The organism is Comamonas brasiliensis, assembly GCF_018292285.1.
In the GTDB taxonomy this organism is placed as follows: Bacteria; Pseudomonadota; Gammaproteobacteria; order Burkholderiales; family Burkholderiaceae_C; genus Comamonas; species Comamonas brasiliensis.
Genome location: NZ_JAANES010000004.1, coordinates 116,363 through 137,468 on the forward strand (window position 1 = coordinate 116,363; position 21,106 = coordinate 137,468).

At 65.1% G+C, this 21,106-nt stretch carries 17 protein-coding genes; 5 read left to right on the top strand and 12 right to left on the bottom strand.

Annotated features, from left to right (window positions below):
* The first annotated feature begins 18 nt into the window (after positions 1–18).
* Entirely contained in the window at positions 19–1,272 is a 1,254-nt protein-coding gene (glcF, locus tag DJFAAGMI_RS17055) for a glycolate oxidase subunit GlcF (RefSeq protein ID WP_211458042.1), read from the top strand.
* 76 nt (positions 1,273–1,348) lie between these two features.
* Positions 1,349–2,101, top strand: coding sequence for a ProQ/FinO family protein (locus DJFAAGMI_RS17060; protein ID WP_211458043.1), 753 nt, complete (start codon positions 1,349–1,351; stop codon positions 2,099–2,101).
* Positions 2,102–2,157: 56 nt separating this feature from the next.
* On the opposite strand, the gene DJFAAGMI_RS17065 is transcribed toward DJFAAGMI_RS17060, so the two are convergent.
* Positions 2,158–3,588: an aldehyde dehydrogenase family protein gene (locus tag DJFAAGMI_RS17065; RefSeq protein WP_211458044.1), complete on the bottom strand. Its 1,431-nt coding sequence runs from the start codon at positions 3,586–3,588 to the stop codon at positions 2,158–2,160.
* A gap of 103 nt (positions 3,589–3,691) precedes the next feature.
* Positions 3,692–5,818, bottom strand: a complete 2,127-nt coding sequence (locus DJFAAGMI_RS17070; protein WP_211458045.1) for a PQQ-dependent dehydrogenase, methanol/ethanol family — start codon at positions 5,816–5,818, stop codon at positions 3,692–3,694.
* Positions 5,819–5,979: 161 nt separating this feature from the next.
* On the opposite strand from DJFAAGMI_RS17070, the gene DJFAAGMI_RS17075 reads away from it, so the two are divergent.
* Positions 5,980–7,131, top strand: a complete 1,152-nt coding sequence (locus DJFAAGMI_RS17075) for a helix-turn-helix domain-containing protein (protein ID WP_211458387.1) — start codon at positions 5,980–5,982, stop codon at positions 7,129–7,131.
* 117 nt (positions 7,132–7,248) lie between these two features.
* Positions 7,249–7,764 (top strand): AmiS/UreI family transporter, encoded by a 516-nt coding sequence (locus DJFAAGMI_RS17080; protein WP_211458046.1) that lies wholly within the window; start codon positions 7,249–7,251, stop codon positions 7,762–7,764.
* 58 nt (positions 7,765–7,822) lie between these two features.
* Here the strand turns inward: DJFAAGMI_RS17080 and DJFAAGMI_RS17085 are convergent, their stop codons facing one another.
* A complete protein-coding gene (locus DJFAAGMI_RS17085) occupies positions 7,823–8,707 on the bottom strand; it encodes a DMT family transporter (protein WP_211458047.1) in 885 nt (294 codons plus the stop codon).
* A gap of 81 nt (positions 8,708–8,788) precedes the next feature.
* Positions 8,789–10,090, bottom strand: coding sequence for a lysophospholipid transporter LplT (gene lplT, locus DJFAAGMI_RS17090; protein WP_211458048.1), 1,302 nt, complete (start codon positions 10,088–10,090; stop codon positions 8,789–8,791).
* 132 nt (positions 10,091–10,222) lie between these two features.
* Between lplT and alr the strand changes: the two genes are divergently transcribed.
* Entirely contained in the window at positions 10,223–11,329 is a 1,107-nt protein-coding gene (gene alr, locus DJFAAGMI_RS17095; protein WP_211458049.1) for an alanine racemase, read from the top strand.
* Between the two features lie 27 nt (positions 11,330–11,356).
* Here the strand turns inward: alr and DJFAAGMI_RS17100 are convergent, their stop codons facing one another.
* The 8 genes from DJFAAGMI_RS17100 to DJFAAGMI_RS17135 form a co-directional block, all read right to left on the bottom strand.
* Positions 11,357–12,346, bottom strand: a complete 990-nt coding sequence (locus tag DJFAAGMI_RS17100) for a porin (RefSeq protein WP_249334491.1) — start codon at positions 12,344–12,346, stop codon at positions 11,357–11,359.
* A gap of 182 nt (positions 12,347–12,528) precedes the next feature.
* Complete coding sequence (bioF, locus tag DJFAAGMI_RS17105; protein WP_211458050.1) at positions 12,529–13,725, bottom strand: 8-amino-7-oxononanoate synthase; 1,197 nt, start codon at positions 13,723–13,725, stop codon at positions 12,529–12,531.
* Positions 13,722–14,405 (bottom strand): dethiobiotin synthase, encoded by a 684-nt coding sequence (gene bioD, locus DJFAAGMI_RS17110; protein ID WP_211458051.1) that lies wholly within the window; start codon positions 14,403–14,405, stop codon positions 13,722–13,724. Before bioD ends, bioF begins: the two co-directional genes overlap by 4 nt.
* Positions 14,402–15,745, bottom strand: coding sequence for an adenosylmethionine--8-amino-7-oxononanoate transaminase (bioA, locus tag DJFAAGMI_RS17115; protein ID WP_211458052.1), 1,344 nt, complete (start codon positions 15,743–15,745; stop codon positions 14,402–14,404). The genes bioD and bioA overlap by 4 nt, the downstream gene beginning before the upstream one ends.
* Positions 15,746–15,874: 129 nt before the next feature.
* Positions 15,875–16,867: a biotin synthase BioB gene (gene bioB, locus DJFAAGMI_RS17120; RefSeq protein WP_211458391.1), complete on the bottom strand. Its 993-nt coding sequence runs from the start codon at positions 16,865–16,867 to the stop codon at positions 15,875–15,877.
* Positions 16,868–17,412: 545 nt separating this feature from the next.
* The gene (locus DJFAAGMI_RS17125) at positions 17,413–18,408 is read right to left on the bottom strand and encodes a porin (RefSeq protein ID WP_211458053.1); all 996 of its coding nucleotides are present in this window, start codon (positions 18,406–18,408) and stop codon (positions 17,413–17,415) included.
* 258 nt (positions 18,409–18,666) lie between these two features.
* Complete coding sequence (locus DJFAAGMI_RS17130) at positions 18,667–19,812, bottom strand: Fe-S oxidoreductase (RefSeq protein WP_211458054.1); 1,146 nt, start codon at positions 19,810–19,812, stop codon at positions 18,667–18,669.
* A gap of 198 nt (positions 19,813–20,010) precedes the next feature.
* On the bottom strand, positions 20,011–21,087 hold the full coding sequence (locus DJFAAGMI_RS17135; protein WP_043007031.1) for a homocysteine S-methyltransferase family protein: 1,077 nt from the start codon (positions 21,085–21,087) through the stop codon (positions 20,011–20,013).
* Positions 21,088–21,106 lie beyond the last annotated feature (19 nt).

Below are 21,106 nucleotides of genomic sequence, written 5' to 3' on the forward strand. Positions count from 1 at the left end.
GAACAAGGACAGCACCCCATGCAAACCAATCTCGCGCCCGAGTACCGTGCCACGCCAGAAGGCCAGGAGGCCGAAGCCATTTTGCGCAAATGCGTGCATTGCGGCTTCTGCACCGCCACCTGCCCCACTTACCAGACCCTGGGCGATGAGCTGGACGGCCCGCGTGGCCGCATCTATCTGATCAAGCAAGTGCTCGAAGGCCAGACGCCCACGCGGGCCACACAGCTGCACCTGGACCGCTGCCTGACCTGCCGCAACTGCGAATCCACCTGCCCCAGCGGCGTGCAGTACGGCCATCTGGTCGATATCGGCCGCAAGATCGTCGATGAACAGGTCGAGCGCCCCACGGGCGAGAAGCTGCAGCGCTGGCTGCTCAAGGAGGGCATGAACTCCCCGCTGTTCGCCCCCGCGTTGAAGCTGGGCCGCGCCGTCAAAGGCCTGCTGCCCGAGTCCCTGGGCGAAAAAATACCGGCAGCCCAGGATGCCGGGGCCTGGCCCGCGCGGGAACATGCGCGCAAGGTGCTGCTGCTGGCAGGCTGCGTGCAGCCTGCCATGATGCCGCGCATCAACTACGCCACGGCCCGCGTGCTGGACGCCGTGGGCGTGCAGACCGTGATTGCCGACAAGGCCGGTTGCTGCGGCGCGGTGAAATTCCACCTCAACGACCAGGACGGCGGCAAGGCCCAGATGCGCGCCAATATCGACGCCTGGTGGCCGCTGGTGGAACGCGGCGAAGTCGAGGCGATCGTGATGAACGCCTCGGGCTGTGGTGTCACCGTCAAGGAGTACGGCCATCTGCTGCGGCTGGAGCCGCAATACGCAGACAAGGCCGCGCGCATCAGCGCCTTGACCCGCGACCTCAGCGAATTGCTGCCCGACATGCTGCCCGAGCTGGTGGACAAGCTCAAGGACCGCATCACGGCGCCCCGGGCTCCCGTGGCCTACCACCCGCCCTGCACGCTGCAGCATGGGCAGAAACTGCGCGGCGGCGTGGAAGCGGGCCTGCGCGAGCTGGGGTTCGATCTGCGCGTGGCGCGCACCGAATCCCATCTGTGCTGCGGCTCTGCCGGCACCTACTCGGTGCTGCAGCCCGAAATCTCGCACCAGTTGCGCGACCGCAAGATCGCCGCACTGGACGAACCGTTCGCGCCCGAAAAACCCGCAGCGATTCTCTCGGCCAATATGGGCTGTATCGTCCATCTGCAAAACGGCACCGAGGTCCCGGTCATGCACTGGGTGGAGCTGCTGGATCAGGCGCTGGCCACCGGCTGACACCCCCGCATGCCACTGCAGTTTGCAATGCTGGCATGATTGGGGGTTTTGTTTTCCCAGGCCCACGGGCTTTGCCATGACTGAAATCGTGTCTGAATCACAAGAGCAGAAAGCCACGCAAGCGGCATCGCAGCACAGCGTGCAGGACTCGCAGCCCGGCTCACGCTCGCGCCGAGGCGGCCGTGGCCGCCAGAACCCGGCTCCTGCAGCCAAAGCCGCCCCGCAGGCCGCACGTCCTCAACACCCCTTGCTGGAGCAGCTGGCGCAGTGGCACCCGGCCCTGTTCGGCGAGCAACTGCTGCCCTTCAAGCGCGGCATCTTTGAAGACCTGCTGGCCGCCCACCCGGAGCTGGACAAGGACGCGCTCAAGAGCGCGCTGCAGCAGCACACCCGCTCCGGTCGCTATCTGGCGGCCATGGCCAGCGGCCAGCAGCGCCATGACCTGAGCGGCCAGCCCGTGGAGGCCACGCTGCCCGAGCATGTTCACCACGCGCTGATCGAAGTCTTCCGCCGCCGCCAGCAGCGCACGCAGGAAGACCTGACGCCCAAGCTGCGCAACCGTATCGTCGTCGCCTACGAAGCCTCCGGTCTCACGCGCGAGGATTACGCCGAGCGCGTGCAGGGCCGTGACGAAAAGACCAATGCGCTGGTGGCCGATGCGCTGGCCGAGGCCGACGCCCGTGCCGCCAAGGACGAAGCGCTGCTGCGCTCCTTCCAGCTCAGCGGCCAGACGTCGGAGCAGGAGTTCGCCGAGATGTACGGCATGAATCCGCGCCAGGTCGCCCAGCAGCTGGAACGCGCACGTCGCCGCCAGCAGAATATTCAATAAAAAATAGTTGCTGACGCCTATCAGATGGGCGCCAGCAGCTATTGATTTTGAATAGATCAGACCGCGCCGTAACCCATGACAGCCTTGGTTTCCAGGAAATCGCGGAAACCGTGCTCGCCCCATTCACGGCCATTGCCTGACTGCTTGTAGCCGCCGAACGGCGCATTGAAGTCAGGCCCCGCGCCGTTGAGGTGCACCATGCCTGTACGCAGTCGCGCGGCCACGCGGCGCGCACGCTCCAGGCTGCCCGATTGCACATAGCCCGAGAGGCCGTACACCGTGTCGTTGGCCATGCGGATGGCGTCTTCCTCGTCGTCGTAGGGAATCATCACCAGCACGGGACCGAAGATTTCCTCGCGCGCAATGGTCATGTCGTTGCTCACGTCGGCAAACACCGTGGGTTTGACAAAGTAGCCCCGGGTCAGCCCCTCGGGGCGGCCCGTACCGCCCGCCACCAGGGTCGCGCCCTCTTCAATGCCCTTGCGGATCAGGGCCTGGATCTTGCCCCATTGCGCCTCGCTGACCACGGGCCCCATGTGCATGCCCTCCGCCAGCGCATCAGCCACGGTCGCTGCTGCGGCGACGCTGCGCGCGATCTCCACGGCCTGACCATGCAGGGCGCGCGGCACGAACATGCGCGTGGGAGCATTGCAGCTCTGGCCCGAATTCATCAGCACCGCCTGCACGCCCTGGGTCACGGCCTTTTGCAGGTTGGCGTCGTCCAGCACGATATTGGCGGACTTGCCGCCCAGCTCCTGGGCCACGCGCTTGACGCTGTCGGCCGCGGCCTTGGCCACGGCAATGCCTGCGCGCGTGGAGCCGGTGAAAGTCATCATGTCTATGCCCGGGTGGGAGGACATGGCCTCGCCCACGCCGGGGCCGTCGCCGTTGACGAGGTTGAAGACGCCGGGCGGCACGCCCGCCTCGTGCAGCACCTCGGCCACAAGCAGGGCATTGAGCGGAGCGACTTCCGAAGGCTTGAGCACCATGGTGCAGCCAGCAGCCAGGGCCGGAGCGACCTTGCACATGATCTGGTTGATGGGCCAGTTCCAGGGCGTGATCATGCCGACCACACCCACGGGCTCGTGCACGACGGCCGTGCTGCCCTGCACCTGTTCGAAGGCGAAGTTCTTGAGGACCTCGATGGTGGAGCCCAGATGAGCTACCCCCATGGCGGCCTGCGCCGCCTTGGACAGCCACAGCGGCGCCCCCATCTCCTGCGAGATGGTCTGCACAAAGTCGCCGTAGCGGCGCTGGTAGACCTCCAGCACCTTGGCCAGCAGGGCCAGGCGCTCTTCGCGGCTGGTGCGCGAGTAGCTCTCGAAGGCGCGGCGTGCGGCGGCTACGGCCTTGTCCACGTCGGCGGCCGAGCCCATGCTGATGCGGGCGATGGCCTGCTCGCTGGAGGGATTGATGACGTCCAGGCTGCGCGGGCTGACCGGATTCACCCATTGGCCGTCGATGTAGAACTGCAGATGGTCTTGCATAAGGCTGTTTCCTTGGTATCGAGTCAAAAGAAGAGGTTTGCAATCTGGGCCCGCCGGTGCTGGCTCGGACGCACCGGCGGGCCGGCGTGGTGAAGTGCAGGCTTCAGGGCTTGGGCCGAATGGCGTCCGCCGTGCCCTGGATGAAGGCCTTGAGGGACTCCACGTCATCGCCCGACAGCTTGCCCGTGAAGTCCGGCATGCCGCGCGCCATCGCCGGGCCCTTGAAGACGAAGTTGGGCAGGTTCTCGATATAGCTCGCGTCCATATAGCCCAGATTGGGAATGTTGCCGCCACGGTCCACGCCCGGCACGCCGTGACAGAACACGCAGTTGGCTACATACAGCATGGTGCCGGCCTCGACCTTGGCGGGATCGTATTTCACGCCCTGCAGCAGCTGGCCTGCGCGCTGGGCCACGAACTCCGGCATCCTGGCCTTGCCGCCCACAACGAAGGTATAGACCGTGCCCGGGCCCTGGCGCTCGGTGGCGCGTGCAGCCAGACCGTAGACACCGCCCCAGCCTACGGCCACCGAGACATACTGCTTGCCATCCACCATATAGGTGCTGGGCGCTGCCACCACACCGGTGCCCGTGGGCGCTTCCCACAGCTTTTCACCGCTGGCCGCGTGATAGGCCACGAGGCGGCCATCAGCCGTACCCTGGAACACCACATTGCCCGCCGTGGTCAGCGTGCCGCCGTTCCAGGGCGAGACATGCTCCACGCTCCAGGCGGCCTTTTGCGCAACGGGGTCCCAGGCCAGCAGGCGACCAAAAGGCTTGCTCTTGGGCGGCTCGGCGTTGAAGAACTTGGCCGTGTTCCAGCCCGTGCCCGACTGGGGCTTGCCCGGTCCGGCCTGGTTGAACTCCCATTTCTTGTCGTCCATCAGGTTGACGGGCACGTTCTGCGCAGGCAGATACACCAGGCCCGTCTGCGGGTTGAAGGACATGGGGTGCCAGTTGTGCGCGCCATACGGGCCCGGCACCGCGTCCTGGGGCTTGCTGCCGTCGCGCGCTGCGGCAATGCCGATGGGCTTGCCCTGCTTGTCGTAGCCGCTGGCCCAGTTCACGGGCACGAAGTTCTTGGCCGAGATGAACTTGCCGTTGGTGCGGTCGAGCACGAAGAAGAAGCCGTTCTTGGGCGCATGCAGTATGACCTTGCGCGGCTTGCCGGCGATCTTGATGTCAGCCAGGATCATGGGCTGGGTGGAGGTGTAGTCCCAGTTGTCGCCCGGTGTTTCCTGATAGTGCCACTTGTATTTGCCGGTGTCGGGGTCCAGCGCCACGATGGAAGCTAGGTACAGGTTGTCGCCGCCCTTGGGGCTGCGCACCTTGTGCGACCAGGGCGAGCCATTGCCCGTGCCCACATACATGGTGTTGAGCTCGGCATCGAAGGTCATGCTGTCCCACATGGTGCCGCCGCCGCCGGCTTCCCACCATTTGCCGCTGGGGTCCCAGGTCCTGGCGGCGCGCTTCATGGACTCGTCCTCGAAAGGTTTGGACGGATCGCCGGGTACGCTGAACCAGCGCCATTTCTGCTCGCCGGTCTCGGCGTCATAGGCCGTGATATAGCCGCGCACGCCATATTCGGCGCCGCCGTTGCCGATGATGACCTTGCCCTTGAACACACGCGGCGCGCCGGTGATGGTCAGCGACCCCTTCTGCCCCTCAAAGGTATTCTTGTGCCAGACCTCCTTGCCGGTGGCGGCGTCCAGCGCGATCAGGCGGCCATCCCACGCACCCACATAGACCTTGCCCTTCCACAGCGCCACGCCGCGGTTGACGACGTCACAGCACCCCTTGAAGCCGGTGCTGCGGTCGATCTGCGGGTCATAGGTCCAGATCCTGTTGCCGGTGCGGGTGTCGATGGCATGCACCACGCTCCATGAGGCGCTGACGTACATGATGCCGTCCACCACGACAGGCGTGGCCTCCACGCCGCGCGTGGACTCGAGGTTGTACGACCATGCCAGGCCCAGGTCCTTGACGTTGGCGGCATTGATCTGATCAAGGCGACTGTAGCGGGTCTCGGCATAGTCCACGCCGATGGTGGGCCAGTCAGGCGTCTTGGCAGCATTGGCGCGGATGAAGGCGCCGTCGACGCGCTGCACGGCGGCAGCAGCCTGCGCTGCGGGGTCGGTTTGCGCGAAAGCCGCTGCGCTCCCCAGGCAGGCGGCCAGCATCCAGGCCATGCGGCCGGGCCATCCATGAGAGTTGCCGATCAGCCGTTTCATCGATGTCTCCTGTTGTGATTGCTATGCCGCAAAGCATGGTGTATCGCCTGTTTTTCTTCATGATCGGGATTTCCCCAGGCTCGAACTGTTCCATTGCGGAACACATTGACCGCTCCTGCGAACAGCCTGGACATGACATGAGCGTTGATGAGCCACGCGCGATGGACGCGCTACAGCAGTGCTTCTCGAGCACCGGTGCGGAGCGTGCCCTGCAGGCTCGCCGCCAGTTCTTCGAGGCCGGCATACGTCCCTCGGGCCTGGTCAGCGAGGCGGTCATCCAGTCCTGGCTGCGCAGCCAGCGCCAGCATTGCAATGGACGACGGCTGGCTCTGGCTCCCGTCAGCCCCAGCCGGCTGCATGCCACGCAGGAGCGCTGCCGCGGCCTGCTGCTCGCGCTGCAGCACGAGCTGCCGACCCTGGAGCAGGCCCTGGCGGGTACCGGCACACGCGTGATGCTGACGGACGACAAGGGCATCGTGCTCCATGTCTCCCCGACATCCATGCGGCCCCGTGACGAGCGGGTCGGCCTGAACATGTCCGAGCAGGCCATGGGAACGACCGCACCGGGCATCGTCGCCGCCACCGGCCAGGCTTGCACCGTCACCAACGGCGAGCACTATTTCGACGAGCTGCACGCCTTCCGCTGCGCAGCAGCACCGATACGCGACGTGCACGGCCGCCTGGCCGGGGTGCTCAACCTGATGGTGGAGGAGCAGCATTTCAGCTTCGACGCCAGTCCCGTGGTCGGCATGTACGCCACGACCATCGAAAACACCTTGCTGCAGGCGCAGTCGCACGAGCATCTGGTGCTGCGCTTTCAGGTGACGCCAACCTTGCTGCATACGCCGCTGCAGGCGCTGATGGGCGTGGCCGCCGATGGCCGCGTCGCCTGGATGAACGGCACCGCCGCCCAGCTCATCGGCCAGCCCGGGCATGCAGCGTGCAGCGCGCTGGAGCTGCTGGGCCATGATCTGCCGCGCTTGCTGCAACTGAGCGGCCAGCCCGGCCCCGCGCCGCTGCGCCTGGCCAGCGGCCTGGGCGTCTGGATGCAGGCGCATCTGCAAACTTCGCATGGCCTTGGCACGCACCTGGAGACCAGCAGCGTGGAAGACCTGGCCTGCCCCGTCGCCCCCGAAGCAACGCATGTCGCCGAGGCACCGCCTCTCGCAACGCTGCGCGAGCACGGCGCGCAGCTGATCAGGGAGACGCTGGACCAGCATGGCGGCAATGTCTCCCAGGCCGCGCGCGCCCTGGGCATCTCGCGCGGCACGCTGTACCGCCGTCTGCGCGGCGGTCGGGATGGGGCGTTCTGAGCCCATTCCCGACCCACTGCGCAAGACTCTTTTGCGTTCACCCAGGGTTACGCCCTACCCCGCACGGCCCCACAATCCTCGCCGCGCTGCACCAGCCTGCAGCCAAGGAGCTTTTGTATGTGGTTGGGTTTGTCGCTGTTTTATGTGGGTGCCGTGCTGTTTCTCAACGGCCTGTGGATGCTGGGCAAGATTGCCGACAAGGAAATCTGGGTCATCAACATCTTCACCGGCGTGGTGTCGCTATGCATTGGCCTGGCCAGCATCTTCGGCCCGGCGGCCGACGCGGCATCGGTCAAGAGCGGTGCGCTGACCCTGCTGTTCGCCTTCACCTATCTCTGGGTGGCTTTCAATCGCTTCAGCGGTGCCGACGGCCGGGGTCTGGGCTGGTTCAGCCTGTTCGTGGCGGTCACCGCCGTTCCCGTGGCCCTGGATACGCTGACCAGCGCCAGCTCGGGGCTGGACTGGTGGATGGGCGTCAACTGGGCTGCCTGGGCCTTGCTCTGGGCCTTGTTCTTCGCACTGCTGGCCCTGAGGAAGAGCATTGAGCGCCCCACGGGCTGGCTGTGCATCGCGCAAGGCGTGCTCACGGGCTGGGTGCCCGGATACCTGATCCTGGCCGGCAAGCTCCTGTAACCCGGCCAGCGCTCAGCTGCGGCGCGGCTCCCGCAGGATGCTCTGGTGTCGCTGCGGGCTACTTTCTCTGGATTCTGCCCAAGGTCGCCAGCAAGGCCGCGCCCATGATGAGGGCGCCACCGGCCAGCGTGCGCACCGAAAGCGCCTCATGGGCGATCAGCACCGAGGAGACGCTGGCAAACACCACTTCGCTGAGCATGACCACCGAAGTCACGCCCGAAGGCAGATGGGCGGCACCGAACTGCAGGGCCCAGTTGCCCAGCATCAGCAGCACGGCCAGACCCAGCGCCACCAGGACCCAGCTGCCGTCGAAGGCCGGAAAGCCAGGCACCACGCCCAGGCTGCTGGCGCTCAGGGCTGTCAGCAGGCCCATGCTCATGCAGCCGGCAAACATGGCCAGCATGCGGGCCTGGGCCGGAATGCCTTGAAAGCGGCGCAGCAGCACATTGGTCAACGCGAACATGAAGCCGCCAAACACGGCCAGCGCATCGGCCAGGGTCAGTCCGGCAAACAGCCCCGACAGCGAGGCATCGGCGGGCAGCAACACCAGCACCACACCGCCAAAGGCCAGCAACAGCCGCAGCAGCGCCATCGGCGTGGGCTTTTCGCCCAGCAGCTTCCAGGCCAGCAGTACCGCCCAGGCCGGCATGAGATAGAACAGCAGAATGACGCGCACCACGTCACCCACGGTCACTGCCCAGTTGAAGGCCACGTTGTTCAGGCCCGAGCTGGCCGCCAGCAGCAGGAGCACCGGGTATTGCCAGGCCTGCCTCAGGCTAGCCGGGCGCAGCGTCAGCAGACCAGCCAGCACCAGTGCATACATCAGTGCCGTGGCCCATAGCGGATGCAGGCCGGCCTCATGCATGAGACGAAACGGCCACCATGACAAGCCCCAGATCAGGGCATTGAGCAGCAGCGCAAATACAGGCAGTGGGCTATGCATAAAAAAGGCTTCTAACGCTTACTCTGCAAGCGTTAGAAGCTATTGATTGTGTAGTGAATGCAGCGCGCTGGCTGCAGGGTTTCAATGGCAATCGCGACGAGCGATGTCCAGCAGTTTCTCGACCTCTTGCGGGTGCTTTTTGCAGTTATTCCAGTGCCAGAGGCCGATCAGCACCATGGTAGCGGCGACCAGCAGACCGAATACCGTGATCGCACCAAAAGCAGTCAATCCCATTTTGGTGGACAGGCTGTAGAAACCGCCCATGGCCAGGATGGCCAGCTGCTCGTTGAAGTTCTGCACCGCAATCGAGCGACCCGCACCCATGAGGTTGTGGCCGCGGTGCTGCAGCAGCGCATTCATGGGCACGACCAGGAAGCCGCCCAGACCGCCAAGCAGAATGAGGAAGGGCACGGCCACCCAGAGATTGTCGATAAAGATCATGCAGACCACGAGCAGGCCCATGAGCACGCCCATGGGAATCACCCGCGTGGCATTGTCCAGGCGCATGCGCATGGAGGCCAGCACCGCACCGACGGCCGTGCCTATGGCCACCACCCCTACCAGGGCCGATGCCTGGGTAGTGCTGTAGCCCAGGGCCGCAGCGCCCCAGGCCAGCACGATGTAGCGCAAATTGCCCGATGCGCCCCAGAACAGCGTGGTCGTGGACAGCGAGATCTGGCCCAGCTTGTCGGCCCACAGGCGTTTGCTGCAGCGCCAGAAATCGGGCAGCAGGCCCAGCAGATTGGCAAGCAGGCTCTTGCTCGGGTCTTCACGTAGCGGACGCATGGCCACGCCTGTCAGCGGGATGTGCAGATTGAACCAGGCCGCCACGATGTAGATCAGGATCAGCACGGCAATCGCGGCCTCGGCCGGGCTATCCACGCCGGTGCTGAAATACGGGAAGTCAAAGCCCAGCAGATGCTCGGAAATGGTCGGCCCCACCAACTGGCCGCCCACCAGCACTCCCAAAATGATGGAGGTGATGGTCAGGCCCTCGATCCAGCCATTGGCCTTGACCAGCTGGGAGGCCGGCAGCAGCTCGGTCAGGATGCCGTACTTGGCCGGCGAATAGGCCGCTGCGCCCAGGCCGATGACGGCGTAGGCGATCAGCGGATGATGGCCGAAAAGCATCATCAGACAGCCCACCACCTTGATGGCGTTGCTGATGAACATGACCCGTCCCTTGGGCAAGGCGTCCGCAAAGGCTCCGACAAAGGGCGCCAGAACCACGTAGAACAGTGCGAACATGGGCACCAGGGCAGCACGTTGCCACTCGGGGGCACCATTGGCACGCAACAGCTCTACAGCGGTCACAAACAAGGCGTTGTCTGCCAGCGAGCTGAAAAACTGCGCTGACATGATGGTGTAGAAACCGCGCTTCATGAATTAGCTGTAACTGGCACCGGGCGGACCGATGCCAAGAAATAAGAGACCCCGTGGCAAGTGACTGGCGGTTATATCACGCAGGCTCCGGCTGACAGTGCCAGAATCCCACTGGTCTGATTGAGAAAAACCATGCCTCGTCCCATTACTGTCACCATCCATCCTGAAGCCGTTCGCCACAATCTGGAGCGGGTACGGCAAGCCGTCCCTGATGCCAAATTGTGGTCCGTGATCAAAGCCAACGCTTATGGCCACGGTATCGAAAACGTGTTTGAGGGGCTGCGAGCGACGGACGGTTTTGCCATGCTGGACCTGGATGAAGCCCAGCGCGTGCGCCAACTGGGCTGGCGAGGCCCCATCCTGCTGCTCGAAGGCGTGTTCGAGCTGCGCGACCTGGAAATCTGCTCGCGCCTCGGTATCTGGCATGCCGTGCACTGCGACGAACAGATCGACTGGCTGGCCGCCCACAAGACCCAGGTCGGCCACCGTGTATTCCTCAAGATGAACAGCGGCATGAACCGGCTGGGCTTTACACCCGAGCGTTTTCGTGCGGCTTATGCGCGGCTGAACGCCCTTCCCCAGGTCGACGAGATTTCGTTCATGACCCATTTCAGCGATGCCGACGTGGCACATGGCATCGACCATCAGCTCAAGGTCTTCCACGAAACCACGCTGGACCTGCCCGGCGAGCGCAGCATCAGCAACAGCGCCGCCACCTTGCTGTATGGCGATGAGAGCAATGTGCGCTGCGACTGGGTGCGCCCCGGCATCGTGCTCTACGGCAGCTCGCCCGACTTCCCCGCTCACGACGCGGCCCACTGGGGGCTTGAGCCGACCATGACGCTGTCGTCCAAAATCATAGGCATTCAGGAGCTGCAGCCGGGCGATACCGTGGGCTATGGCTCGCGCTTCCAGTGCGACGCTCCGCTGCGTCTGGGCGTGGTGGCCTGCGGCTATGCGGACGGCTATCCGCGCGTCTGCCCCACAGGTACGCCGGTGCTGGTGGAAGGTGTGCGCACCCGCACGCTGGGTCGCGTCAGCATGGACATGATGGCCGTGGACCTGAGCCCCGTGCCCAAGGCCAGACTGGGCAGCGAGGTCACGCTCTGGGGCCGCGCCAGCAATGGCGCCGTGCTGCCCATCGACGAGGTGGCCGCTGCCGCCGGCACGCTGGGCTATGAGCTGATGTGCGCCGTGGCTCCCCGCGTGCCCAAGCTGGTGGAAGGTGTGGGCAGGTAGGCCGCGGGCAGCGACTTCTTGATGAACTCAGAAGGCGTGCGACATGCCTGCGCCCAGCGAGGTGCTGCCGCCCTTGTGGTCCAGCCGCTGGTGGCCCAGGCTGAGGTATAGCGTGGTGCGTCTGGACAGCGCATGGTCTGCGCCCAGCGAATAGAACAGACGGGTATCGTCATCGAGCTTCTGCCGCCCCACGCCGGCCCTGAGCGTGGTCTGTGCGGCCAGCTTGTGCGTAGCACCGACCGAGAGCACGCGCGAGCGCCCCAGGCCCTGTGCCCTGCGGCTGTCGTCGGTCGAAGCCATCAGCGTCGTTTCGCCCAGTGTGGTGACGCCCAGCCGGTACTTGACGGCCCCGAACAAGGCCCGGTCGCCGCTGCCGTTGCGGTCAAGCGCCAGCAGCCCTGACAGCGGGCCACGGGCATATTCCAGCGATGCCGCATAGGGCTTGCCACCGCCCGCTCCCTGGGTACGCTCGGGCGATCCGCTCAGGTGCAGGGTGAAGCCGCCAAGCGTGGGCGAGTCATAGAAAATGCCGTTCGGCGTACGGCCGAATTCGGGCGCGCCGTTGTTGCTGACACGATCCGTGGGCGCGTAATAGAACCACTGGTACCAGGCCGAGGAGGCCACGCGATTGATATGGCCCCAGGGATCGAACTTCCAGTCATGGGCCCAGAGTGCCGACAACGCCCGCCCCAGGCGCACATGCCCCCAGTCGCCGCGCAGGCCGACGGTGGATTCACCGTGCCAGAAGGGCTTCTGCCCAAAGCCTTCGTTCAGACCGGTGTCCAGATCCAGCCGGTGGCTGAGGCGAAACGTGGTCTTGAGTCCGCCTCCCAGATCCTCGACACCCGAAAATGTGATGTGGCTGCGTTGAATCGTGCCCAGTTGTGCCGTGCCCTTGAAGTCGCGATAAATGCCCAGATCAAGCAGACCGCTGATCTGGACCTGGGAAGACTGGCCCCATGCCGCACCCAGCGCAAACATGCCCAGCGACGCGGCCAGACCTCGAGAAAAACCCATCAAAATCGCTCCTGGCTGCGAGGTTGAGAATCAAGAATCCGCACGCGCCCAAGCGCGATCGCACCACCGGCCCACGAATGGACCAGCGGTCGTAGAGTTCGGTTTGTTAACGGTCAAATCGACGAAGGCCAGGGCCTTGTGCGACCCTGGCCTGACAGTGCAGGCCCCGCCGCCCGGCAGTGTCAGCCTGCCAGCTCCTGCAGCGCCGCCAGCAGTTGGTTCACGTCCGCCTCGGTGTGCAACGCCGACAGGGCGATGCGAAGCCGTGCCGTGCCCACAGGCACGGTGGGGGGACGGATCGCCGGCACCCATAGGCCATGACGGCGCAACCCCTCCATAAGGCTGAGCGCAGCGTCGTTGCCGCCCACCACCAGCGCCTGCACGGCGGTGTCCGATGGCAAAAGCCGCCAGCCCTTGCCCTGCAACAAGGGCTGCAGACCCGCGCGCAACTGGGCGATACGGGCCTGCAACTGCAGGCGCAAGGCGCTCTCCTGCTCTATCAGCTGCAGACTGGTTTGCAATGCACGCGCCAGCATCGCGGGTGCAGCTGTCGCAAAGGTGTAGCTGCGCGTTTTCTGCAGCAGCCACTCGATCAGCAGTTCGTGCCCTGCCACAAAGGCGCCCGAGACGCCGGCCGCCTTGCTCAGCGTGGCCATGTACAGCACGCGTGGCGAAGCCTTGGCCCCCGTCATCCCTGCGGCCGCCAGACTGCCGCGGCCTTGCGGGCCGAGCACGCCGAAGCCGTGGGCATCGTCGAGCAGCAGCAGGGCGTCGTAACGTTCGCACAGCGCCAACAAACCCTCGATATCGGCCACATTGCCGTCCATGCTGAAGACGGCGTCACTCACCACCAGCTTGCGCTGCATCGGGCAGGCAGCCAGCAACTGCTCCAATGCGGCCAGGTCGCCATGCCCGAAACGGTGGATCTGCGCGCGCGACAGGCGGCAGCCATCGATCAGGCTGGCGTGGTTCAGAGCGTCCGAAAAAATGGCATCGTCCGCGCCCACCAGCGCCGGAATGATGCTGGCGTTGGTGGCGAACCCGGCATAGAAGTAAAGCGCACGCGGCAGCTGCACAAAGCGGGCCAGCTCCTCCTCCAGCGCGGCATTGGCCGTGCTATGTCCGTTGACCATGGGAGAGCCGCCCGAGCCCACGCCAAAGTCCTGCGCACCGGCGCAGGCCGCCTCAACCATGGCCGGGTGCTGGGCCAGCCCCAGATAGTCGTTGCTGCAGAACTGCAGCATGGGCTGCCCGTCGACCAGAATGCGCGCGCCTTGCAGGGGGGCCACGGTACGGCGGGTGCGGCGCAGCGCGGCGGCGTCCAGGGCAGCCAGCTGCCGTGGAATATCCTGCAGCCAGAAATTGGAAGATGTGGTCATTGCCATTCCTTGGGCAAAGAGAAACTGGTCAGGCGAGGATCGGGATTGGCCTGCCAGGGAATATCGGCCAGCAGCGGCGCACCAAGCCGTCCCAACTGGTTGCGCAGCCAGTCCATGTTTTCCTCCGGCACCAGCATCTGCGGCTCCACACGGCTGGCCACCCAGCCCGCCAGCGGCAAGCCGGCGGCGCGAATCGCCTCGGCGGTCAGCACCGCATGGTTCAGGCAACCGAGCTTGAGGCCCACCACCAGCACCACCGGCAGCTGCAGCGCCACGGCCAGATCGGCAATGCACAGAGTCTCGGACAGCGGCACGCGCCAGCCGCCCGCGCCCTCGACCACCACGGCATCGGCCTGCGCCGCCAATTGCCGGTAGGCGTCCAGAATCGGCGCCAGCGTCACCTCCACGCCCGCGCGCCGGGCCGCGATATGCGGCGACATGGGATCTGGCAGCAGCACGGGGTTGTCCAGCGCTGCCGGTACGGCCAGCGTGGAGGCAGCGCGCAGGGCCACCGTGTCTTCGTTGACCCAGCCGCCCTGCCCGTCGGGATCGGCGCCTGCGGCCACAGCCTTCATGCCCACCACGCGCGAATGATGGGCTGCCAGCGCGTGCAGCAGTGCGCAGCTGGCCAGGGTCTTGCCCACACCGGTATCGGTGCCCGTGACGAAACAGCCGATCATGCTTTTCCCTTCTTCGCGGCAAGCTCCGCTTCCTGCAGCAAGGTGGTGTTCAGCGCGGTCAGCGCGGCCTGACCCAGGTGGGTGATATCGGCATCGTCCAGCACATAGGGCGGCATGCAGTACAGCGTGCGTCCTATGGGGCGCAGCAGCAGGCCCAGGTCCAGCGCCGCTTGGTTGTAGCGCTGTGCAAAGTCCGGCAAGGAGGTATCGATGTCCCAGGCCCAGATCATTCCCTGCCGGCGCGCGTTGCTGACGCGGGGGTGAGCATTCAGCCCGGCGAATGCAGCACTGATTTTTTCAGCCAGTTGCCGGTTGGCAGCCAGCTGGTCCAGCTGCTCGAACAGCTCCAGCGTGGCCACGGCAGCGCGGCAGGCCAGCGGGTTGCCGGTATAGGAGTGCGAGTGCAGAAAGCCGCGCGCAGCATCGTCGTCATAAAAGGCGGCATAGACCTCATCGGTCGTCAGCACGGCAGACAAGGGCAGCGTGCCGCCCGTCAAGCCTTTGGACAGGCAGATGAAGTCCGGCCTGATACCTGCCTGCTGATGGGCAAACAGGCTGCCGGTACGGCCAAAGCCCACGGCGATCTCATCCACCACCAGATGCACCGAATAGCGATCGCACAGCGCCCGGGCCAGACGCAGGTATTCGGCGTCATGCATGGCCATGCCGGCGGCGCACTGCACCAGCGGCTCCAGAATCAGGGCAGCAGTCTCCTGGTGATGCGCTTGCAGCCAGGCCTCCAGGCCCTCAGCTGCGCGGCGCGCCACATCGGCAGCGGATTCGCCGGGTCTGGCCTGGCGTGCATCGGGGCTGGGCACGGTGGCCGACAGACGCACCAGAGGACCGTAGGCGTCGCGGAACAGCGCAATATCGGTCACCGACAGCGCGCCTACAGTCTCGCCGTGGTAGCCGCCGGCCAGACCCACGAAACGGTGCTTGGCAGGCTGCCCCTGGTTGCGCCAGTAATGCGCACTCATCTTCAGCGCGATTTCGGTGGCCGAAGCGCCGTCGCTGCCGTAGAACGCATGGCCCAGGCCGGTCAGGCCGGCCAGGCGCTCGGACAACTCGACCACGGGAGCGTGGGTGAAACCGGCCAGTATCACATGATCGAGCTTCTGCAACTGCTCGGTCAGCGCCGCCCGGATATGCGGATGCGAGTGACCGAACAGATTGACCCACCAGGAACTGATTCCGTCCAGATAGCGACGGCCATCGGTATCCACCAGCCAGGGACCGACGGCATGGTCGATGGCAATCGGCGGTGCGGCTTCGTGCCGCTTCATCTGGGTGCAAGGGTGCCAGACATGGCGCACGCTGCGGCCGGCAAGACTGTGGTCCATCAAAAACTCCTGAGGCGAATCACCGCCTTGCCAGATCGCAGGCACGGCAGGGCCCAACCTGCGCAAGATGCCAGGCTAGGCAATCCGGAAAGAGAAGCCCCGGCGCAATGGCCAGGGGAGATTCAGGGATCAGCTTGCGGCCGATGTCCCCAGGCCCTTGAGGCCCAGCTTGCGCATCAAGCTTGTATCGGCCTCCACATCGGGATTGCCGGTCACCAGCAGCTTGTCGCCGTAGAAGATGGAATTGGCTCCCGCCATGAAGCACAGGGTCTGCACGGCCTCGCCCAGTTGCTGGCGGCCCGCCGACAGGCGCACACGGGCCTTGGGCATGGTGATGCGCGCCACAGCGATCACACGCACGAAGTCCAGCGGGTCCACCGGCTCGCTGTCGGCCAGCGGCGTGCCGGGCACGGGCACCAGGCTGTTGATGGGCACGGACTCGGGATAGGGCTGCATGTTCGCGAGCTGGGCAATCAGGCCGGCACGGTGGACCTCGGTCTCGCCCATGCCGATGATGCCGCCGCAGCACACGCTGATGCCCGCATCGCGCACGGCCGCCAGCGTGTCCAGCCTGTCCTGGTACTGGCGCGTGCTGACCACATCCTTGTAGTACTCGGGCGCGGTATCGAGATTGTGGTTGTAGTAGTCGAGACCCGCATCGCGCAGCGATGCCGCCTGGTGCGGCTGCAACATGCCCAGCGTGGCACAGGTCTGCATGCCCAGTCCCTTCACGGCACCGATCAGCTCGTTCATCTTCTCGATGTCGCGGTCCTTGGGCGCGCGCCAGGCGGCGCCCATGCAAAAGCGGGTGGCTCCGGCATCCTGAGCGGCCTTGGCGGCGCGGGTGACTTCCTCCACGCTCATCAGCTTCTCGGCCTTCACTCCCGTATCGAACTCGGCCGACTGCGGGCAGTAGCCGCAGTTCTCGGGGCAGCCGCCGGTCTTGACGGACAGCAGGGTCGCCAGCTCGATCTCGCCGGCAGGCCAGTGCTCGCGATGCACGCTCTGGGCGCGGTGCAGCAAATCCAGAAATGGCATATCCAGCAAGGACTGCACTGCCTCCACGGGCCAGCGCTGCGCTTCGGGGGCCGCGACGGGCTTGGCCGGCGCATGCCAGTGCATGGTCTGACTGCCGCAGGCGGCGGCTTGCTGCGCGTCGGCTGCGCGCACTGGGTTGTCTTGCTCGGGCACGGAATAGGACATCGCGGTCTCTCCTCAATCGGGGGAATGCCGCGCATTTTGGGCAAAAAAATCAAGGATTTACAGAGCCCGCATGCAAATAGTTGCCCACCAAAGAGTTGCCGCAAGAAGCGCTATCTTTGAATGCCATTTCATTGCATTTGACAGATTTTCAGCGCACATTCGAAACAGCCAGCCATAACTTCCGTCAACTGCCGCCCTTGTGCACTCAATTCAGCACAACGCATCGGGTTCATGCGTTGAATTTCAACGAGGAAGAGCGTAGATATCGGCAAAAAACACAGTATTTGGCGGTTTTTACCCGAGCAAAGCCTGGATCAAGGCCTAAAACAGTGCCGTGCCGTCCGGGCAAAGGCGGACAAACACCCCAAACTGGCGGATTTAATTCCCTCAACTCTTGTTGGACATTCGCGCCGGGCGCAAAAAAGCCGCAGCAAGGCTGCGGCTGGAGGGCGAGAGGCTGGGGTTCAGAAAGCGTGAGCCATGCCCACGCCGAACGAAGTTCCAGAGTCGGCGCCGTACTCGTAGCTCTTGCGCCCCAGGCTGGCATAGAGCGTGGTGCGCTTGGACAGCGCGTAGTCGGCCCCCAGGGAATAGAAATGATTGGTCTGCTCCTGCATGCGCTGGCGGCCATAGCCGGCCTTCAGCGTGGTCTGCCCCATCTGGTAGGTGGCGCCCAGCGTCAGGGCCTTGGCAGAGAGTGCCGTCTGGGCCACGCGCGAATAGTCCCAGGCGGCCATCACGGCGGCCGCGCCAAAGCGGTATTTACCAGCCACGAAAGTGTCCTTGTCACCGCTGCCGTTGCGCTCAAAGGCCAGCATGCCGCTCAGGCTGTCAGAGTCGTAGTTAAGGGAGGCCGAATAGCCACGCCCCTCACGACGCAAGGTCAACGGCACCTCGCCTCGCTCCGGCGAGGCGCTCAGATGCAGGGTGAAGCCGCCCACCGTGGGCGAGTCGTAGAAGATGCCGTTGGCCATGCGCCCATATTCGGCCGAGCCATTGTTGCTGTAGCGGTCGGTAGGCGTGAGGTAGTGCCACTGGTACCAGGCCGGCGAGGAAATGCGGTTGAAATTGGCCCAGGGGTCGAACTTCCAGTCCTGTGACCACATGGCCGACAGGGCGCGACCCAGGCGCAGATGGCCAAAGCCGCCTTGCAGGCCCACCGTGGACTCGTCGTGCCAGAACGGCTTGCTGCCCTGATCCTCCAGACGCCCGGTGTCGATATCGAAACGCGCGCTCAGACGGAAGGTGGCCTTGAGACCGCCGCCCAGATCTTCCCAGCCCGCAATCGCGAGATTGCTGCGCTGGATCGTGCCGGCCTGGGCCGTGCCATCAAAGCCGCGATAGATGCCGCCGTCGATCAGACCGCCAATGCTGACGTTGGAGGACTGGGCTGCCGCAGGAAGCGCGGCAGACAAAAGAGTCAAACATGTGGAACAAGCAATGCCAGTACGCAAGCGCATGCCGGTGGTTCTCCTTGAATTGTGAAGTCACTGCCCCCGCAGCCAGCCTATGGCACAGCAGAAGACAGAGAAGGTCGAAGACCTGTGAGATGAGGCGATGACAGGCAGTCAGGCACTGCCTGATGCACTGAAGACAGCCGGAACATGGCTGGCAGCGGGGCTGCCAATTCCGACCCGAGCAGCCTGCTCAAAAAGCAGGCAACGAGACGCATTATGAAAGTCTGGCCTGCGCAGCGTCCAGTCCGTCGTCAGCTTGGTTCAGCCGCTGCGCGCCACGCCGGAAGCGGCCCAGATGCGATTCATCTCGCTGCAAAAAGGCTGGGCACAGGGTGCCAGACCCTGGTACTGACAGCCTTCGGTCATGCACAAATGCGAACGGTGCTCGCTGTTGCGGCGCGGCACAGGCAGGGCATTGGCAGCCTGGGCCGCTGCCATCATCAGCCAGGGATCGGACTTGTTCTGCAGCAGCTGCTGCACCTCCTGCGCCAGCGCCGGTGCGGGCATGGCCAGAGGCAGACCAGCCATCTGTGCCGGCGTCGCCTGAGCAGCGCTCGCCGTGACGGGCTGCAACTCCAGCCACAGCAATGCGCTGGTAGCCAGCGTGCTGGTCGCCGCCGGCGACTGCGGCTGCACCACCAGGGCAAGAGGACCGCTACTCAAGACACCCGGATCCGCCATGGGCAGGCGCAGGGCCGTCCCCGTTCCTTGGGCTGTCGGAATGCTTGCCGCACCCACAGCCTGCGCCCAGGCGGCAGGCACCTGCAATGTCAGGGAAAAGCTGCGCTCGCCTTGCGGCGTGACCAGCGTGCCTTGCTGCACCAGCCAGTTCTGCAGCTGGGGCAGACGCGGTGCGGCAGCGCCGCCAGCAGCGGTTGCAGCCATGCCCTGCTGCGCCTGCTCCAGCGCCACGGCCGCCGTGGGCGACAGGGCTGCAGCCGTCTGCAAAGCCGAGCTGGGCGGCTGCGCGCCAGAAACCGCAGCCTTCGCCAAGGCCTGCATCAGCGCAACCGATCCCTGCTGGCCGGCCAGCAGTTGCAAGGGCTGGGCCTGTCCCTGCAGGCTGACCTGAACCTGCGCGAGCAGGTTTTGCACAAACTGCTGCACGGCCGCTGGCAGGCCCTGACTGGGCCAGTTCGCCGCAGGCGCGCCGGGTTGGGCCTGCACCTGCAGGGCCAGTTGCGCAATCAGAAGTTCAAAGGCCTGGAGCTTGAGGTTCTGCAAGGTTTGCGGCGACCACTGCACGATGCTGGTCGCCGGGGGCGTCGCCGGAGCGGCGGGCAGCTGCTGCGCTGCGGGAAGATCCGGGACAGCGGCTGCAGCCACATTGCCGGCCTGCGCAGCCGCCTGCCCCGTGGGCACGGACACGGGCAGTACGGAGGCAACGGGTTGCAGTGGTGCAGTCATGCGGTCGTCGGTGGCGGGGCATCAAAGCCGGAATCAGGCCATTGTGCCCGCCCCTGCAGATAAGCATCGGAAAAAGAGCTGCCAGTGCTTGTGGCTCAAGCACCAGGGCTGCCCAGGGCTGCCCTGGTCGTGCCGGGGCCGCACGGTTCACGCCCGCGATCCGAAGCGCGGGTCAGGGGCGAACCATTCCGGGCGGAATCAGGCTTCGGCCGGGTAGAACAGCTTGCGCGTGGCCGTGGCCTGCACGGCCTTGGCAATGGCACCGATATGGTCGGGTGTGGTGCCGCAGCAGCCGCCCACGATATTGACCAGACCTTCGGCCGCGAATTCGTGCACCAGACGGCTGGTGATCTCGGGCGTTTCGTCAAAACCGGTGTCGCTCATGGGATTGGGCAGACCGGCATTGGGGTAGCAGCTGATGAAGGTGTCGGGAGCCGCCTTGGCCAGCTCCTGTACATAGGGACGCATCAGCGTGGCACCCAGCGCGCAGTTCAGGCCCACGGACAGCGGGTTGCTATGGCGCACGCTGTGCCAGAAGGCCGTCACGGTCTGTCCGCTCAGAATCCGGCCCGAGGCATCGGTGACCGTGCCGCTGATCATGATGGGCAGGCGCTCGCCGGTCTGCTCGAAGGCTTCGTCCACGGCAAACAGCGCGGCCTTGGCGTTGAGGGTGTCGAAGATGGTCTCGACCAGGATCACGTCGGCACCGCCTTCAATCAGCGCCAGCGTCTGCTCCAGATAGGCCTGGCGCAGCTGCTCGAAGGTGATGTTGCGCGCAGCCGGGTCGTTGACATCGGGGCTGATGGAGGCCGTCTTGGGCGTGGGGCCCAGGGCGCCGGCCACATAGCGCTTGTGATCGGGCGTGCTGTACTTGTCGCAGGCCGCACGCGCCAATTGCGCGCTCTTGAGGTTCATCTCATAGGCCAGATCGGCCATGTGATAGTCCTCCTGCGCAATCGTGGTCGCACCAAAGGTATTGGTCTCGATCAGATCGGCGCCGGCAGCCAGGTATTTCTCATGGATGTCGCGAATCACGTCGGGACGGGTCAGCGACAGCAGCTCGTTGTTGCCCTTGACGTCATAGGCGAAGTCCTTGAAGCGCTCGCCCACAGCGTCGGCGCCGGCATAACCTTCGCCGCGGTACTGCGCCTCGCCCAGCTTGAAACGCTGAATCATGGTGCCCATCGCACCGTCAAGAATGACGAGGCGCTTGGCAAGCGTTGCGGGCAGCTCCTGGGCTCGGGTGTAGGCGGGGGTGGGGTGCGACTGGCTCATAGACCGCCATTGTAGGAAA

Bases quoted from the DNA above. Each gene is read 5' to 3' on its own strand.
- DJFAAGMI_RS17065 (WP_211458044.1), bottom strand. From the start codon at position 3,588: ATGCAAGACCATCTGCAGTTCTACATCGACGGCCAATGGGTGAATCCG.
- DJFAAGMI_RS17100 (WP_249334491.1), bottom strand. From the start codon at position 12,346: ATGGGTTTTTCTCGAGGTCTGGCCGCGTCGCTGGGCATGTTTGCGCTG.
- DJFAAGMI_RS17130 (WP_211458054.1), bottom strand. From the start codon at position 19,812: ATGACTGCACCACTGCAACCCGTTGCCTCCGTACTGCCCGTGTCCGTG.
- DJFAAGMI_RS17060 (WP_211458043.1), top strand. From the start codon at position 1,349: ATGACTGAAATCGTGTCTGAATCACAAGAGCAGAAAGCCACGCAAGCG.
- DJFAAGMI_RS17125 (WP_211458053.1), bottom strand. From the start codon at position 18,408: ATGCGCTTGCGTACTGGCATTGCTTGTTCCACATGTTTGACTCTTTTG.
- bioB (WP_211458391.1), bottom strand. From the start codon at position 16,867: ATGCACTGGCATGCGCCGGCCAAGCCCGTCGCGGCCCCCGAAGCGCAG.
- lplT (WP_211458048.1), bottom strand. From the start codon at position 10,090: ATGAAGCGCGGTTTCTACACCATCATGTCAGCGCAGTTTTTCAGCTCG.
- DJFAAGMI_RS17135 (WP_043007031.1), bottom strand. From the start codon at position 21,087: ATGAGCCAGTCGCACCCCACCCCCGCCTACACCCGAGCCCAGGAGCTG.
- DJFAAGMI_RS17085 (WP_211458047.1), bottom strand. From the start codon at position 8,707: ATGCATAGCCCACTGCCTGTATTTGCGCTGCTGCTCAATGCCCTGATC.
- DJFAAGMI_RS17080 (WP_211458046.1), top strand. From the start codon at position 7,249: ATGTGGTTGGGTTTGTCGCTGTTTTATGTGGGTGCCGTGCTGTTTCTC.
- bioA (WP_211458052.1), bottom strand. From the start codon at position 15,745: ATGGACCACAGTCTTGCCGGCCGCAGCGTGCGCCATGTCTGGCACCCT.
- bioD (WP_211458051.1), bottom strand. From the start codon at position 14,405: ATGATCGGCTGTTTCGTCACGGGCACCGATACCGGTGTGGGCAAGACC.
- DJFAAGMI_RS17070 (WP_211458045.1), bottom strand. From the start codon at position 5,818: ATGAAACGGCTGATCGGCAACTCTCATGGATGGCCCGGCCGCATGGCC.
- bioF (WP_211458050.1), bottom strand. From the start codon at position 13,725: ATGACCACATCTTCCAATTTCTGGCTGCAGGATATTCCACGGCAGCTG.
- alr (WP_211458049.1), top strand. From the start codon at position 10,223: ATGCCTCGTCCCATTACTGTCACCATCCATCCTGAAGCCGTTCGCCAC.
- glcF (WP_211458042.1), top strand. From the start codon at position 19: ATGCAAACCAATCTCGCGCCCGAGTACCGTGCCACGCCAGAAGGCCAG.
- DJFAAGMI_RS17075 (WP_211458387.1), top strand. From the start codon at position 5,980: ATGGACGCGCTACAGCAGTGCTTCTCGAGCACCGGTGCGGAGCGTGCC.